This window comes from Nisaea sp. (genome assembly GCF_040217065.1).
Taxonomy (GTDB): domain Bacteria; phylum Pseudomonadota; class Alphaproteobacteria; order Thalassobaculales; family Thalassobaculaceae; genus Nisaea.
In genome coordinates this window covers 303,800-319,806 of record NZ_JAVJNX010000008.1, presented here as the reverse complement: position 1 = coordinate 319,806, position 16,007 = coordinate 303,800, and the positions used below count along the sequence as shown (strand labels likewise).

General features: G+C 63.0%; 15 protein-coding genes. 3 read left to right on the top strand and 12 right to left on the bottom strand.

The window, feature by feature from the left end:
- Positions 1-28 precede the first annotated feature (28 nt).
- Entirely contained in the window at positions 29-1,666 is a 1,638-nt protein-coding gene (locus RH950_RS10515) for a long-chain-fatty-acid--CoA ligase (RefSeq protein ID WP_350056442.1), read from the bottom strand.
- A 156-nt stretch (positions 1,667-1,822) separates the two neighbouring features.
- Here RH950_RS10515 and RH950_RS10510 point away from each other — a divergent pair, with 156 nt between their 5' ends.
- The gene (locus RH950_RS10510; protein WP_350056440.1) at positions 1,823-2,650 is read left to right on the top strand and encodes an SDR family NAD(P)-dependent oxidoreductase; all 828 of its coding nucleotides are present in this window, start codon (positions 1,823-1,825) and stop codon (positions 2,648-2,650) included.
- Between the two features lie 6 nt (positions 2,651-2,656).
- Here RH950_RS10510 and RH950_RS10505 read toward each other — a convergent pair whose 3' ends face one another.
- From RH950_RS10505 to RH950_RS10485, 5 genes are all read right to left on the bottom strand, one after another.
- The gene (locus tag RH950_RS10505; RefSeq protein WP_350056438.1) at positions 2,657-3,655 is read right to left on the bottom strand and encodes an MDR family oxidoreductase; all 999 of its coding nucleotides are present in this window, start codon (positions 3,653-3,655) and stop codon (positions 2,657-2,659) included.
- Positions 3,652-4,191, bottom strand: coding sequence for a GNAT family N-acetyltransferase (locus tag RH950_RS10500; protein ID WP_350056437.1), 540 nt, complete (start codon positions 4,189-4,191; stop codon positions 3,652-3,654). Before RH950_RS10500 ends, RH950_RS10505 begins: the two co-directional genes overlap by 4 nt.
- A gap of 9 nt (positions 4,192-4,200) precedes the next feature.
- Entirely contained in the window at positions 4,201-5,367 is a 1,167-nt protein-coding gene (locus tag RH950_RS10495; RefSeq protein ID WP_350056435.1) for an acetyl-CoA acetyltransferase, read from the bottom strand.
- 171 nt (positions 5,368-5,538) lie between these two features.
- Positions 5,539-6,030, bottom strand: coding sequence for a GNAT family N-acetyltransferase (locus RH950_RS10490; RefSeq protein ID WP_350056433.1), 492 nt, complete (start codon positions 6,028-6,030; stop codon positions 5,539-5,541).
- Complete coding sequence (locus RH950_RS10485) at positions 6,027-7,355, bottom strand: dihydroorotase (RefSeq protein WP_350056431.1); 1,329 nt, start codon at positions 7,353-7,355, stop codon at positions 6,027-6,029. The genes RH950_RS10490 and RH950_RS10485 overlap by 4 nt, the downstream gene beginning before the upstream one ends.
- Positions 7,356-7,542: 187 nt before the next feature.
- On the opposite strand from RH950_RS10485, the gene RH950_RS10480 reads away from it, so the two are divergent.
- Positions 7,543-8,712, top strand: a complete 1,170-nt coding sequence (locus RH950_RS10480) for a DUF898 family protein (protein WP_350056429.1) — start codon at positions 7,543-7,545, stop codon at positions 8,710-8,712.
- A gap of 3 nt (positions 8,713-8,715) precedes the next feature.
- Positions 8,716-9,783, top strand: coding sequence for a M48 family metallopeptidase (locus tag RH950_RS10475; RefSeq protein ID WP_350056427.1), 1,068 nt, complete (start codon positions 8,716-8,718; stop codon positions 9,781-9,783).
- 2 nt (positions 9,784-9,785) lie between these two features.
- Here RH950_RS10475 and RH950_RS10470 read toward each other — a convergent pair whose 3' ends face one another.
- The 6 genes from RH950_RS10470 to ykgO form a co-directional block, all read right to left on the bottom strand.
- Entirely contained in the window at positions 9,786-10,337 is a 552-nt protein-coding gene (locus RH950_RS10470; RefSeq protein ID WP_350056425.1) for a tetratricopeptide repeat protein, read from the bottom strand.
- 46 nt (positions 10,338-10,383) lie between these two features.
- A complete protein-coding gene (gene glcF / locus RH950_RS10465; protein WP_350056423.1) occupies positions 10,384-11,691 on the bottom strand; it encodes a glycolate oxidase subunit GlcF in 1,308 nt (435 codons plus the stop codon).
- Positions 11,692-11,705: 14 nt separating this feature from the next.
- Positions 11,706-12,929 (bottom strand): FAD-binding protein, encoded by a 1,224-nt coding sequence (locus RH950_RS10460; protein WP_350056421.1) that lies wholly within the window; start codon positions 12,927-12,929, stop codon positions 11,706-11,708.
- Between the two features lie 36 nt (positions 12,930-12,965).
- Positions 12,966-14,015 (bottom strand): polyphosphate kinase 2, encoded by a 1,050-nt coding sequence (ppk2, locus tag RH950_RS10455; RefSeq protein WP_350056419.1) that lies wholly within the window; start codon positions 14,013-14,015, stop codon positions 12,966-12,968.
- A 76-nt stretch (positions 14,016-14,091) separates the two neighbouring features.
- Positions 14,092-15,579 carry an FAD-linked oxidase C-terminal domain-containing protein gene (locus tag RH950_RS10450; protein WP_350056417.1) on the bottom strand — a complete coding sequence of 496 codons (1,488 nt, stop codon included), beginning with the start codon at positions 15,577-15,579 and terminating at the stop codon, positions 14,092-14,094.
- A 175-nt stretch (positions 15,580-15,754) separates the two neighbouring features.
- Positions 15,755-15,880, bottom strand: coding sequence for a type B 50S ribosomal protein L36 (ykgO, locus tag RH950_RS10445; RefSeq protein WP_028467147.1), 126 nt, complete (start codon positions 15,878-15,880; stop codon positions 15,755-15,757).
- Between the last annotated feature and the right edge of the window lie 127 nt (positions 15,881-16,007).

Here is a 16,007-nt window from a genome sequence, read left to right as displayed (position 1 = left end):
ACCGCTCACCCCACAAGACCACGCGCCGTCACACGCCGGGCAGCCGGTAGTCCCTAAACTGCTCGCGCAAGGTCATCTTGGACAGCTTGCCGGTTGCCGTGTGGGGAAGTTCGTCGACGAACACAACGTCATCCGGCAGCCACCATTTCGCGACCCTGTCGCCGAGGAATTCCTGCATCTCCCTAGCGGTCAGCCGCGCTCCGTCCTGCAGCACCGTAATCAGCAACGGCCGCTCCACCCATTTCGGGTGCGGTACCGCGATCACCGCGCATTCCGCCACATCCGGATGCGCCAGTGCCGCGCTCTCCAGATCAATAGAGCTGATCCATTCCCCACCCGACTTGATGACATCCTTGGTCCGGTCCACGAGGAACAGGAAGCCGTCCGGATCGATCCGGGCCACATCGCCGGTCTTCAGCCAGCCTTCCGCATCGAACGCGCCGTCGGTCGCCGCCTCGTCGTTGAAATAGGCACTCATGATGGCAGGGCCACGCACATGCAGTTCGCCGAAAGCCACCCCGTCATGGGGCAGCCGGTCACCGTGCGTGTCGGCAATCTTGAACTCGACCCCGAACATGCGCCGGCCCTGTGCCGTCTTCAGATGCATCCGCTCCGCCTCTGGCAGGGCGCGCTGCCGAGCATAGAAAACGCCGACAGAGCCGACCGGACTCATCTCGCTCATGCCCCAGCCATGCACGACGGTGACACCGAAATCCCGCTCGAATTCCTCGATCATCGGCTTCGGCGCGGCGGACCCGCCGATCAGCACGCACTCGAACCCGTCCGGCTTGCGGCCCTGCTTGCGCATCTCTGCCAACAGGCCGAACCAGACCGTCGGCACGCCCCAGCTCGTATTGACCTTCTCCTGGTCCATGAGCGCGAAAAGCCCCGGCCCGTCGAGCCGCGTGCCGGGCAGCACGAAATCGGTTCCGACGAGAGGAGCGGCGAAGGGCAACCCCCAGGCGTTGACGTGAAACAGCGGCACCACCGGCAGCAGCGAGCGCTCGGGACTGAGGCCGATACTCTGACCGACCGCGAGCAGGCCCATTGTGTGGATCAGGGTCGAACGATGGGAATAGAGCACGCCCTTCGGATTGCCCGTCGTCCCCGACGTGTAGCAAAGCCCCGACGCCTGCCGTTCGTCCAGATCCGGCCAGATGATGGTATCAGGCTGTCCAGTGAGCAGATCCTCATAGGCCAGCACGTCGAGCCCGGTTTCCGGCAAATCTTCCGCCGCGCACATCACCACATAGCGAAGGTCCGGCGGCAACCGTTCCGCCAGCGTCTCCACCAGCGGCAGGAAGCTGGTTTCCAGGAACAGAATCCGGTCTTCGGCATGGCCGACAATATAGAGGATCTGGTCTTCGAAGAGCCGGGGATTGATGGTGTGGCAGACCGCCCCGATCCCGGAGACGGCGTAGTAAAGCTCGAAATGCCGGTAACCGTTCCAGGCCAGGGTCGCGATCCGGTCGCCGTCAGCGATTCCAAGCTGGCGAAGCGCGTGGGCCAGCTGCGCCACCCGCTTGTGCGCCTCCGCGTAACTGTAGCGGTGCACGTCGCCTTCGACCCGGGCCGAGATCACACGCGCATCACCGTGAATTTCGGCCGCGAAATCAAGGATGCTCGGGACCGTCAGCGGACGGTCCATCATATTGCCTGGCAGCATGTAATTCCTCCCTCGTGTGCGCCCGCTTTCCGGCCGGCTCCGACACGATCCGGGAAGAGTCTAGCAAGGCCGAGCCCTGATTGAACAGCGCTCCGCGTTGCCGGATGTGCCGGCTCAGGCCATAGTTCGGCACAAGATTGGAAGCGGGAGAAATTCATGCAGCATTTAGCGTTTGGCAAAGGGAAGGTCGCCGTGGTCACCGGCGCCGCTCTTGGCATCGGCCGCGCCGCCGCGCTCCGGTTCGCCGAAATGGGACTGAAAGTCTGTCTGGTCGATCTGCCGTCGGCGGATCTGAAAGCAGCGGAAGAAGAAGCGAAAGTGAAAGCGGCCGATCCCGGCTCAATTGTCGCCATGGCAACCGACGTTTCCGATCCCGGAGCGGTAAAAGCGATGGCTGCCACGGTGATGGAGACATTCGGCGGCGCCGATATCCTGCTGAACAATGCCGCCTCCCGCGCCGGGCGCGGCTTCGATGCCGATATCGAGGAGTGGCGTCAGCTCGTCGAGGTCAATCTTTGGGGGGTGATCTATGGCACCCGCGCCTTCCTGCCCGGCATGCGGGAGCGCGGCACGCCCGCCGTGATCGTCAATACCGGCTCCAAGCAGGGCATCACCAACCCGCCGGGCCACCCGGTCTACAATCTCAGCAAGGCGGCGGTGAAATCCTACACGGAAAGCCTCGCGCACGAGCTGCGCAGCTCCGGCGCGGAAAACGTGACCGCGCACCTGCTGGTGCCCGGCTGGACAACCACAGGCAAGAACGAACACCGCACCGGCGCCTGGCTGCCGGATCAGGTGATCGAGTACATGCTGCAGGGGATCGCCGCCGGGTCCTTCTACATCGTCTGCCCCGATGACGAGGTCAGCGCGGAAGAAGACCGGCGCCGGATCCTCTGGGGCGCGGGCGACATCACCGAAAACCGCCCGGCCCTCTCCCGCTGGGATCCGACCGTCAAACACGCCTACGACGCGTTCGAACCCTGATCGGGGTTAGCCGCCGGCGATCTCGACCACCGTCCGGCCGCGCACGGCGCCCTTGAGGATCGCCTTGCCGAGTTCCGGCAGGTCTTCCATCGTGTGGCGCTCGATCATGTGATGCAGCTTCTGCATCGGCAGCTCCTTGGCGATCCGCTGCCAGACCTGCAGCCTGCGCTCCTTCGGGCACATCACGCTGTCAATGCCGAGGATGCTGACGCCGCGCAGCAGGAAGGGCAGCACGGTGGTGTTCAGATCGTTTCCGCCCGCGAGGCCGACCGCGGCGACGGCGCTGCCGTATTTCATCTGGGTCAGCAGGTTCGACAGGGTGGTGCCGGCGACATTGTCGATACAGCCGGCGAACCGTTCGGCCGCCAGCGGGCGCGACGGTGCCTCCGCCAGTTCCGCGCGGTCGATCACCTGGGAGACTCCGAGATCGCGGAGATAATCCGCCTGCTCCGGCCGTCCGGTCGAGCCGGCAACGGAATAGCCGAGATTGGCCAGGATCGCGGTCGCCACACTGCCGACGCCCCCGGCCGCCCCGGTGACCAGCACCTCGCCCTGGTCCTTGGTCATGCCATGCCGTTCCAGCGTGTCCACCGCCAGCATGGCCGTGAAGCCCGCCGTGCCGATCGCCATGGCGTCGTCCAGCCCGAGTCCGTCCGGCAGCTTGACCAGCCAGTCACCCTTCACCCGGGCCAACTCGGCATAGCCGCCCCAATGCATCTCGCCGACCCGCCAGCCGGTCAGCACGACCTTGTCGCCCGGCTTGAAATCCGGGTGCTCGGAGGTCTCGACAATGCCGGAGAAGTCGACGCCCGGAATATGCGGATAATCCCGCACCAGCCGGCCGATCCCGTTCAGCACCATGCCGTCCTTGTAGTTCAGCGTGGTATAGGCGACGCGCACCGTGACATCTCCCTCGGGCAGGTCCGCCACAGGCACCTGTTCAATCGCCGCCGTGACTTTCCTGTCCGCCTCGCGCAGCAGCACGGCCTTGAATGTGTCGCTCATCTCATTCCCCCTGAACCCAGTGGCTTTCGCATTGCAACTCGTTTTTCGTCCGGAAAGTTTGCCGCTTCCGATAACCAGATATGCCGCAGCGGCTCGTCCATTTCCTCCGGCGCGACGATGCTGAAACCGAGACGCTCATAATAGGGCGCATTCCACGGCACATCGATAAATGTTGTAAGGCTGATGGCCGCGATGCCCCGGCCGGCGAAGAAACGCTCGACCACATTCAGGATTGCCGCGCCTCGGCGGGCGCCGGCATGGTCCGGATGCACGTCAAGCTCACGGATATGCAGCCCCTCCCCCAAAACGGTGAGATGCGCGGCACCGACCGGCCGGTCATCGGCATCGACAGCAACCCAGAGCCACCAGTTGTCCTGGGCAGCGGCAAGGGTCTCGGCATCGTCAATCGGATCGCCCGCGGCTTCGGGATAGGGCGTATCGAGAAACTTGCGGGCCGCCGCCTGCTGGATCTCCCGGACGATATGGATCTCGTCCGGGCGGGCCAGCCGGCACGGGCCGCCGGTATTGTCCGTCATCGCAAGCCTTTAACGCAGCGGCTCGAGGATCGAGACATAGTTCGCCACGGCAGCCCCGCCCATATTGAAGATGCCGCCCATCTTGGCATCCTTGATCTGCATGTCGCCGGCATCGCCACGCAGCTGCATGGAGGTCAGGACGTGCATGGAAACGCCGGTGGCCCCAATCGGGTGCCCCTTGGCCTTCAGTCCGCCGGACGGGTTGACCGGCAGCTTGCCGTCCTTGTGAGTCCAGCCTTCCTTCACCGCGCGGGCGCCCTGCCCCGGTGCGGTCAGGCCCATGGCCTCGTACTCGATCAGCTCGGCGATGGTGAAGCAGTCATGGGTCTCGACAAAGCTGAGATCGTCCAGACCGACCCCGGCAGCGCCAAGCGCCTGCCGCCAGGCCTCACCGCAGCCTTCGAACTGGATGATGTCGCGCTTGGACAGCGGCAGGAAGTCGTTCACCTGCGCCGCCGCCCGGAAGGCAATGGCCTTGTCCCGGCCGAGTGCGGTCTCGACATCGGTCAGCACCAAGGCCGCCGCGCCGTCGGAGACCAGCGAGCAGTCGGTACGCTTCAGCGGGCCGGCGACGAACGGGTTCTTCTCGGACTCGTTCCGGCAGAATTCGTAGCCGAGATCCTTGCGCATCTGGGCATAGGGATTGTGCACACCGTTGGCATGGTTCTTCGCCGCGATCATGGCAAGCGCGTCGGACTGGTCACCGTGGCGCTGGTAATAGGCCTGGGCGATCTGGCCGAAGACACCGGCGAAGCCACCTTCAATGCCGGCCTCTTCCTTCAAATAGCTCGCCTTCAGCAGCGTTTCGCCGATCTGCTTGCCCGGCAGCCTGGTCATCTGCTCGACACCGACGCAAAGCACGACGCGGGCCTTCTTCGCGGCAATCAGGTGCAGCCCCTGATGCACGGCGGCACTGCCGGTGGCGCAGGCGTTTTCGACACGGGTCGCCGGCTTGAAGCGGAAATCGTCGGAGCTCTGGAAGACCAGACTGGCGGTAAAGTCCTGGGGCGAGAAGCCGCCATTGAAATGGCCGAGATAGACGGCATCGACGTCTTTCGGCTCGAAGCCCGCATCGGCCACGGCTTCCGCCGCGACCTTGACGATCATGCTTTCGACATCCTCGCCCTCATGCTTGCCGAACGGCATATGGGACCAGCCGACGATACATCCGGTCATGAGACTTTCTCCCTGGTTTTCTGCGCCGCACGGAAAGCGACTTTGGTTTTCCCTAGCAGAAATCGGCAGACCTGTCCCGGACAACAATGTTGCACCGCGACATGTGACCGGTGACGCCCCGGAACGGAAGGCGGGCCGGTAGAGAACGCAAACGGTCTGAATTTTTGCAGGTCAGGCGTTCCGGCGCAGGCGTCTTTCGAGATGACTGGTCATCAGGTCGACCAGCAGATACCGATCGAATGACAGCCCCTCGGCGGTCATCCGGTAGCCGAGATGGCGATACAGCGCCAGAGCGCGCTCATTGTCGCTGAGGACGGAGATCGTGACGCGATCGTAGCGCCGTGCGGCGATCCTCTCCTCCAGCGCGCGGACCAGCGCCGCGCCCAGCCCTTTGCCTTCGTGAGCCGGCGCCACCCAGATGTCCGAGATGTGATTGTCGCCATGCTCGCACGCCCCGATGCCGGCAATCTCGCCGTCCCGCTCGGCGATCAGGACCTGCTCCGGCAATTCACGAACAAACGAGACGAAATCCGACGCGGAAACCCGACCGCGCGCGCCGGCCGGAACCAGCGGCGCAATCCCCTTCAGCCAGGCCGCATGTGCCGCACGCCCGGCCAAAACGGCGTCCGCCGCGATGGCGTTCCGGATCAGGATGGCATTCAAAGGGTCTCGACGAACCGCACCGGCGCACCCGACGCCTTTCCGACCAGTTCGTCCTCGCGCATGACGATTTTCCCGCGCACCAGCGTCGCCATCACCCAGCCGGTGACCTGCTTGCCGTCATAGGGCGTCCAGCCGCATTTGCTGGCGATCCAGTCATTCGTGATGGTGCGCTTCGCTTTCAGATCGACGATGGCGAAGTCCGCATCGTAACCCTTCGCGATCCGGCCCTTGGACGCGATGTTGTAGACCCGCTGCGGGCCGGCGGAGGTCAGCTCGACCAGACGGCGCAGGGACAGCCGCCCCTCGTGCACATGGTTCAGCATGTTCACCAGCAGGGTCTGCACCCCGGTCATGCCGCTCGGCGTCTGCGGATAGGGTTTCGCCTTTTCCTCCAGCGTGTGCGGCGCGTGGTCGGAGCCAATCACGTCGACAACGCCCTGCTCGATGGCACGCCAGAGCGCGTCCTGATGATGCTTCTCGCGCACCGGCGGGTTCATCTGGGCGAGCGAGCCAAGTTCCTCGTAACAGTCCGGCGCCGTAAGGGTCAGGTGGTTCGGTGTCACTTCAACGGTGGCGATATCCTTGTTGGCGGCGAGGATGTCCATCTCCTCCGCCGTCGTCACATGCAGGATGTGAACCGGCCGTCCGGCGGCACGGGCGAGTTTCAGGATGCGGTTGGTCGCGAGGATGGCGGTTTCCTCGTCGCGCCAGATATTGTGGACGCGGGGATGGCCCTCTTTCTCGGCAATATGCTTGCGCTCTTCCAGCCGGTACTCATCCTCGGCATGCACGGCGAAGCGGCGGCGGCCGTCGGCCAGGATCTTCGCCAGGGTCTCGTCATCCTTGGCCAGTAGGGAGCCGGTCGAGGAGCCCATGAAGATCTTGATACCCGGGCAGCCCGGCAGGTTCTCGTATTCATGCAGCTTGCCGACATTCTCCGCCGAGCCGCCGACGAAGAAGGCGAAATCGACCCAGCCGCCGGCCTCGCCCCGGGCGATCTTGTCGGCGTGGGTTTCCGGCGTCAGCGTCAGCGGGTTGGTGTTCGGCATCTCGAAGATCGCCGTCACCCCGCCCATGGCCGCCGCCATGGTGCCGTGCGCGATGTCTTCCTTATGCTCCGCGCCGGGCTCCCGAAAATGCACCTGGGTGTCGATCACGCCGGGCAGGACATGCAGCCCCGAGGCATCGAACACCTCCGCCGCCGATCCCGCATCGAAACTGCCCAACCCCGCAACCCTGCCATCCTTCACCGCGACATCCATCGCCTCGATCGCGCCGGGCGTGGCGACGGTGCCGTTCTTGATGATCAGATCGTATGAGGACATGGGAGCAGGCCTTTCGGGGGGATCTTGTCGCGAACGAATAGCGATACAACCGGACGCGCGCCCAGACAAGGCAGAGCGCACCGATTGTGCATCGGGTCAATTTTCGAGAACCCGCAGGTGACACGAACTGCATCACAGGGTACGACCTTTTCACGGGCGACAACGTCTACGTGATTTGGGGGCATTGATGACATTTGAAAGCAGCGGTGCAGGCAGCATCGGGACTGCCGGGGAGAGGGGTATTCCGGCTCACAGACTGGAATTCGACACGACCGGCAAGGGCTGGCTGATCGGGATGCATATCTCCAATGTATTCCTGTCTGTCGTCACGCTGATGATCTACCGTTTCTGGGCAATCACAAACGTGCGCCTCGCACTTTGGCCCCGGATGAGATTTAACGGCTCCCCGTTCGAATATACCGGCACCGGGATTGAGATATTTATCGGTTTTCTGAAGGTATTCTTTCTGATCTTACTTCCTTATTCATTCTTCGCGGAGTGGGCGCTCGACACGGTCGTCGTGAAATGGGCTCTGTTTGGGACCTCTAGTCTTAACCTCATCGAACTCGTGCGACTGATCCTCGGCGTTTACATACCCCTGATATGCTTCTACAGCATCGGAAGTTATCTCGCCTTCCGCTATCGCGTTAACCGAACCCAATGGCGTGGCATCAGGGGGAGCGTCAACGGCAGTCCCATCCGTTACGCCGGGAAGGCCATTATCGCCTACACTTGCACCGCCCTCTCTCTCGGCCTCGCAAAACCGTGGGCCGATATCAACCTCTTGGGCTACAAACTGCAGAATGCGTCATTCGGCCAACGCGCTCTTGGTTTCCGGGTTTCGACCAATGGTCTCTGGAAACCCTACCTGACTTTCTGGTTCTCGATCCCCGCCTATGTGATCGTGACATTTGCTCTCGCCTATATCCTGGATGACAACCTTATCACCCAGACTCAGCACGTGAACGGGAACTCCATCTCAGTAAAGTACAGCGCAAAATCGCAAGATCCACTCGTCGTCATACTGTCAATGTTGCTAATTCTAGTGCCGTTCTTGCTCTACATGAATTATCGCGCTCGATTCTGGCAGAATATCGCCAGTAACACACAATTTGGCGCCGCCAAACCAGTGTTCAACGCGGAAGCCCCGGAGTTCTTCAAGCTCGTACTGGTGAACTACCTGATTACCATCCTCTCGCTGGGCCTTCTGCTCCCCTTAACCTGGTTACGCAAGGGTGAGTTTATGGCCCGTCATCTCGTTATCGTCGGAGAGCTTGCAGAGGAGCGCCTGGTCCAAGCTGAATTCGACGAGCAGTCGACAGGAGAAGGTCTGCTCGGCGATTTCGATATCGCCTGACCCATGAGCTCTCATTTCTTCGATGGATCGTCACCAAAGCGCTACGATGTCACTCTGGAAGTCTGGCCCGAGGGAATTTCGTTCGAGACCGAGCGAGGCGCCCTCAACTGGCGATATGAGGATCTGACCCGGCTCTGGTACTATCGTCCTGGACAGCATCTCGCCCTCACCCATCGCAAACACCAAGATTCGCGGTTGGTGATCGAGGAAGCGGACGCCATCTCCAGCATTCGCATGCACGCCCCGAATCTGCTGAATCGCGGCCGGGAAAGGCTGCGGTCGGTGCGGATTGCCGCAGCGCTTGCCGGCGGCATCCTGGTCTTGGTCGCGGCGATTTATTTCCTGGTGCCCCCGATCGCAGATCGTATGGCGCGGGCCATGCCATGGTCTTTCGAGGAAAAGGATGCGCCGGAGCTCGTGCAGCTCGAACGATTTATAGGCACGCCCTGTACTGCCGCGCGTCCCAATCAGGTGCTTCAGGACATGACCGGACGGCTTCTGGCAGCCGCGCATTTCCCGCATCCCATCACAGTCAGTGTGACAGACCGCAAGACAGCCAATGCCTTCACCTTTCCAGGCGGGCGGATTGTCCTGCTCCGCGGTCTGATCGACAAAGCCCGGACACCGAACGAAATCGCCGCAGTCATCGCCCACGAGATCGGGCATGTGGTGAACCGAGACCATACCGAGCGCTGGATCCGCAACAACGTGCTAAGCGCTGCAACGACGATGCTGTTCGGCTTCAATCCCACAGGGTCTGTCGGCGAGTCCCTTTTTCAGTCCGGGCTCGCGCTGTCTTTCTCGCGGGAGGATGAGCGGGACGCAGATGCCTTCGCCATTGATCTTCTGAACCGGCTTGATCTCGACCCGAGCGGTGGCGCGGCTTTCTTCGAGCGGCTGTCCAGGTCGGGCGGGCTTGGCGGGATCCTGCCCGGTTATCTCAGCACGCATCCCGAAAGCGACGGGCGCGCCGACTATTTCCGGGAGCACGGCACAGGCGCAAAACAGGCACTCTCACCGGCGGACTGGCTCATTCTGAAACAGATCTGCATCAAAACAGGCCAGGGATAGAGCTAAAGCGGCTCCCCCGCTTTCTCTTCTTCCAGCGCGTCCAGCCGTTCGGCGATCCAGGGCATGTGCGGGTTGATCTCCAGCGCGGCGGCGAAGGCCTTGATGGCGCCGTCGGCGCTGTCGATCTGCTGATAGATCAGGCCGAGGCCGGAGAGCGCGCCGAAATGCCGGGGCTCGAGCGCCAGAGTGCGCTCGATATCGCGGACCGAACCGGCGAAGTCGCCAGTGAAATAGAGCAGGGTCGCCCGCTTGTTCCAGGCCTCGGCGAAGTCCGGATCGATCTCGATGATCGTGCTGAAGATCCGGACAGCCTCCTCCAGCCGTCCCGCATTCATCAGCAGAACGCCGCGCTGGAAGCGCAGATCGATTTCCGCATCCGAGCCGTGCGTGGACCAGATCTGCCAGATTTCCCGTTCGATGTAACGGGCATCGGTGATCGAGGTCGCCGTCTTGAGCTCGACGAACAGCGGCTCAAGACGCGCGTCGGTCTGGTCCGCCGGAACCGGGGCGGAACAGATCAACAAGACGATCGCGGCAAGGACCCATCTGCTCATATGGACAGGGTAGCGCATCCGGCCCGGCCGCCAAAGAGACCACCGATCACATCTGGTCGAGCGCCTCCGGCTTCGGCCCGCCGGTCGCCCAGTCCAGCAGCTCCACCGTATGCACCACCGGCACCCCGGTACCGGACGCGATCTGCGTGATGCAGCCGAGATTGCCTGCCGCGATCACCTGCGGCGCGGTCTTCGCGATATTGCCGAGCTTGCGGTCCCGCAGACGGGTGGCGATGTTCGGCTGCAGCATGTTGTAGGTGCCCGCCGAGCCGCAGCATAGATGCCCTTCCGGAACGTCCTTAACCGCGAACCCCGCCTTACGCAGCAGGGCCTGGGGCAGGCTCTTGATCTTCTGGCCGTGCTGCATCGAGCAGGCGGAATGATAGGTCACCCGGAGCCCGTCCCCGGCGCTGCTTTCCGGCAGATCCAGGTCCGTCAGCAGTTCGGTGATGTCCTTCGCCTTGGCCGCGACCCGCGCCGCCTTCTCCGCATAGGCCGTATCCTCGCGCAGCAGGAAGCCGTAATCCTTCACCGTGGTGCCGCAGCCGGACGCATTGATGACGACCGCATCGAGACCGCCCTCCTGCTCTTCCAGAGCCGCCCAGGCATCGATATTCGCCCGGGCCGATTCCATGGCGGCCTCTTCCTTGCCCATGTGATGGGTCAGCGCGCCGCAGCACCCGGCCTCCTTCGGCACCACCACCTCGACATTATGCCGGGTCAGCAGACGGATGGTCGCGTCGTTGATCGACGGCGCCAGCGCCTTTTGGGCACAGCCGGCCAGCATCGCCACCCGAAGCCTGCGCGGTCCCGCGGCAGCATGGGTGCCCGGTTTTTCCAGGGCACTGCGGGCGGGAAGCTGTTTCGGTGCGAGCGACAGCATCGCCTTCACCCGGCCGCCCAGCGCATCGCCGAAGAGCCCCGCGAAGGGCCGTGCCATCGCCGCCCCGAGCAGGGCGAAGCGGAACCGGTTCGGGTGTGGCAGCAGCCATGCCAGCAGCGAGCGCAGGGCACGGTCCAGCAGCGGCCGGGTATAGGTCTGCTCGATATGCGCGCGGGCATGATCGACCAGATGCATGTAGTTCACGCCGGAGGGACACGTCGTCATGCAGGACAGGCAGGAGAGGCAGCGGTCGACATGCCGGACCACCTCGTCATTCGCCGGCTTGTCGTTCTCCAACATGTCCTTGATCAGGTAGATCCGGCCGCGCGGGCTGTCCAGCTCGTCTCCGAGCAGCACGAAAGTCGGGCAGGTCGCGGTACAGAAGCCGCAATGCACGCACTTGCGCAGGATGGATTCGGATTCTCTGACCGCCGGATCGGCGAGCTGGGCGAGGGTGAAATTCGTCTGCATTCTGTGTAGCCCTCTCAGACGCCCGCATACATGCGGCCGGGGTTGAGGATATGTTTAGGATCGAAGCTTTCCTTCAGGCGCAGGCTGAGCGCCGCAATTCCGTCCGGTTGCGGATGGAAAACCGGAACAGCCGCTCGCACCTCCTGCCCGGCGCGCACCAGCGTCGCATGCCCACCGGCAGCGGAAACGGCAGTGCGCACAGCCCCTGCTCCAGCATCGTCCGAGGCCGAAAGCTGCAACCAGATCAGGCCACCCGCCCAATCGGAGAACCAGGCCGCACCGTCCATCTCCGACAGTTTCGCCGCGACCGTGGCCCCGGCGGACGGCGGCACGGAAATGCGCCAGACCGGCTCCAACATCGGCGCGACCAGGTAATGCACGTCGCGGACCTCGAGCCAGAAACTCTGGCTGTTCATGGTATGCAGTTCCTCGACCGTGCCGAATGCCGACAGTTCCGACTTCAGATCTGCGCAGCGGCGCTCCACCGACGGGCCGAAGCCCTCGATCCTGAGCGCGGTCACGGACGTACCCGCGCCCTTGATATAGGACACACCGGACTTGGCCGTCAGGCCAACCGGGACATGGGCCGCCGCGGAAACCTCATGGGCGCTGTTCATCGCCGCGCCCATTGCCTTCACCGCAGCGTTGGCATCGAGGCCGAGCAGGAGCACGGTGTAGACCTTCTCCGGCATCGGCAACACCTTCACGTCGATCTTCGTCACCGCCGCCAGCGTGCCGTATGAGCCGCAGATGATCTTCGGCAGATCGTAGCCGGTCACGTTCTTCACCACCCGGGCACCGGATTTGAACTGCTCGCCCCGGCCGCTCACGGCCTCGAACCCGAGCAGATGATCCCGGGCCGAGCCCGCCTTGAGACGACGCGGCCCGCCGCTATTGATCATCAGCGCACCGGCCAGGCTGCCTTCGGATTTGCTGCCGCCGAGCAACGCGGTCAGATCCATCGGCTCGAAAGCAAGCATCTGGTTGTTCTCGGCCAGCAGCTTTTCCAACTCGGCCATCGGCGTCGATGGCAAGGCTGTAAGCACCAGTTCCTCCGGCTCGTAGTCGATCACGCCGGAAAGGCCGGACAGATCCAGTACGGTCTCGGCCTGGAACGGTCGCCCCAGGACGCGCTTGCTGCTCCGCCCGACGACCTCCAGCGGCTCGCCATTGGAGATCGCCCAGGTCACTGCTTCCTCGACCTGTCTTGCGTCTGCCGGCCTGAATGTTGATGCCATGTCTCGTCCCTGGTGTCCCGATGCGGCCCGCCGCCGCTATTCCGTTCTGGCTGATGCGCCATTGTCCCGGCTGCGCTGCTGATCCGGATGCAGCGATTTGCCGAGGATGTGATGATCGTCGCTGACAACATGGGAGCCGGCACCGACGATCAGCGGATCGGGCCCGCGCACGATCCGCCGGTCCTTGTTGTCATAGGGCAGGCTGGCCAGAAAGTGCTGCATGCAGGCCAGCCGGGCGCGTTTCTTGTCGTCCGACTTGACGATGGTCCAGGGCGCATCGGCGGTATCCGTATAGAAGAACATCGCCTCCTTGGCCTCGGTATAGTCGGACCATTTGTCCAGCGAGGCCAGGTCGATCGGCGACAGCTTCCACTGCTTCAGCGGATCGGTCTCCCGCGCCTTGAAGCGCCGCTTCTGTTCTTCCTGGGTAACCGAGAACCAGTATTTGTACAGCCGGATGCCGGAGCGGGTCAGCATCTGCTCCAGCACCGGGGTCTGGCGCATGAATTCCAGATAATCCGACGGCGAGCAGAACCCCATCACCCGCTCGACGCCGGCCCGGTTGTACCAGGAGCGGTCGAACATCACCAACTCGCCACCCGCAGGCAGATGCTCGATATAGCGCTGGAAGAACCACTGGCTCTTTTCCCGGTTGGTCGGCTTGTCGAGTGCGACGACGTGAGCACCGCGCGGGTTCAGATGTTCCATGAAGCGCTTGATCGTGCCACCCTTCCCGGCCGCATCCCGTCCCTCGAACAGAATGACCACCTTCTGGTCGGTATCCTGGATCCAGCGTTGCGCCTTCAGCAGTTCCGCCTGCAGACTGGCTTTCTGACGCTCATAGACGGCCCGCTTTATCTTCTCGCGGTAGGGATATTCGCCGGACTCGAAAATCCGGTGGATCTCTTCCGGGCTATGCCGCATCTCGGCGAGATGATGCAATGTCTGCCCGGCCGAGGCATGGGCGGCTCTGGTGTCGGCCGCGTCATCAGTCACAACATCCGCAGCAGGCGCAGCGTTCGTCTTGCTCTTCGCCGTGGCGGCCGGTCTCCGTTTGGCAGCGGCAGGTCTCGTCACATCTGTCATTTCAAGTCTCCCTGATCGGCCGGTCCCGCCGATCGCCTATCTGGCGCCCGCAAACCGGACAGATCATTGATCGACATCAAAATCGCGGAATGTCGGGAAATGGCAGCTGGCCCGCACTGACATGCATCCGGCCGAGTTCGGCGCAGCGATGCAATTGCGGGAAGACCTTGCCCGGATTGAGCAAACCGTCCGGGTCGAAGGCGCATTTGACCCGCTGCTGCTGGTTCAGATCGGCCTCCGTGAACATGGCCCCCATCAGGTCCCGCTTCTCGACGCCGACACCGTGCTCGCCGGTCAGAACGCCGCCAAGTTCGACACAGGCCGTCAGGATGTCGGCGCCGAACGCCTCGGCCCGTTCCAGCTCGCCCTCCTTGTTTGCGTCGAACAGGATCAGCGGATGCAGGTTGCCGTCACCGGCATGGAAGACATTGGCGACCCGGAGATTGTGCTTCTTCGACATCGCGCTCATCCGGGTCAGGATTTCCGGAAGCTGCTTGCGCGGGATGGTGCCGTCCATGCAGATGTAATCGGGCGAAATCCGGCCGACGGCCGGGAACGCGGCCTTGCGTCCGGCCCAGAAGGTATTGCGCTCTTCCTCGCTCTCGCTGATCCGGACCTCGGTCGCACCGTTCGCCTCAGCGATCTCCCGCACCCGGCCGATCAGGTAATCGACCTCGACCTCGGGGCCGTCGAGCTCCACGATCAGAAGTGCACCGACATCACGAGGATACCCGGCATGAACGAAATCCTCCGCCGCATTGATCGCCGGATTGTCCATCATCTCCATGCCGCCCGGAATGATCCCGGCTCCGATCACCGCCGCGACGCAGGCGCCGGCCTCTTCCGGTGTCGGGAAGCCGACCAGCACGGCACGTGCCGTCGACGGCTTGCGCAGGATCCGTACGGTGACCTCCGTGACCACGCCCAGCAGACCTTCGGAGCCGGTAATCAGGCCGAGGAAGTCATAGCCGTCCGCCTCCAGGTGCTTGCCGCCGAAGCGCAGGATCTCGCCATCGATAGTGACAAACTCGACCCCGAGCACATTGTTGGTGGTCAGGCCGTATTTCAGGCTGTGCACGCCGCCGGAATTCTCCGCGATATTGCCGCCGATCGAACAAGCGATCTGGCTGGAGGGGTCCGGCGCGTAATAGAAGCCGTCATCCTGCACCGCATGGGTGATGCCGAGATTGGTCACGCCCGGCTGGGTGACCACCGCGCGGTTGTCGTAGTCGATTTCGAGTATCCGGTTGAACTTGCCAAGCCCGATCAGAACACCGTCCGCAAGCGGCAAGGCGCCACCGGACAATCCGGTTCCCGCACCGCGCGGTACGACCTTCACACCCTCGGACTTGCAGTAGCGCAGGATCTCGGCGACCTGCTGCGTTGTCTCCGGCAACACCACGATCATCGGCAGCTGACGGTAGGCGGAGAGACCATCTGTCTCGTAGACGCGCATCGAGTCGGTCTCGGTGACCACACCCTCTCCGGGTACAATCATCCTGAGCGCGGCCGCGATTTCCTCGCGACGGCCGATAACGGACTGGTCCGGCTCCGGCATTTGCATAGCGCTCTCCCCTATTCGTTTCACGCCACAATAAGGCGGTCGGATGCGAGGAGCAATCTGGCGTCATTATTCCGCATGAGAAGATCTGATCCCACGATACGGAAAGCCAATTCCAGCCATGAAAAAGGCGGCGATCCTTGCGGACGGCCGCCTATTTCGGATCAGACCGGAGCTGTTAGCCCTGGCGTGCCTTGAAACGCGGATTCTGCTTATTGATCACGTAAGTCCGGCCCTTGCGGCGAACAACGCGACAATTACGGTCCCGCTTTCTCAGCGTCTTGATCGAATTCGCGATTTTCATGACACGAGTCCAAAAAATTCAGTCGGAAAGGCCAGCTGCCTTCGAGAAGCGCGGAACATATGGTGACGCTTATACTATGTCAACGCCTGATCCTCGGAAAAATACCCCTTGCCGGTCCAGTTCCCGG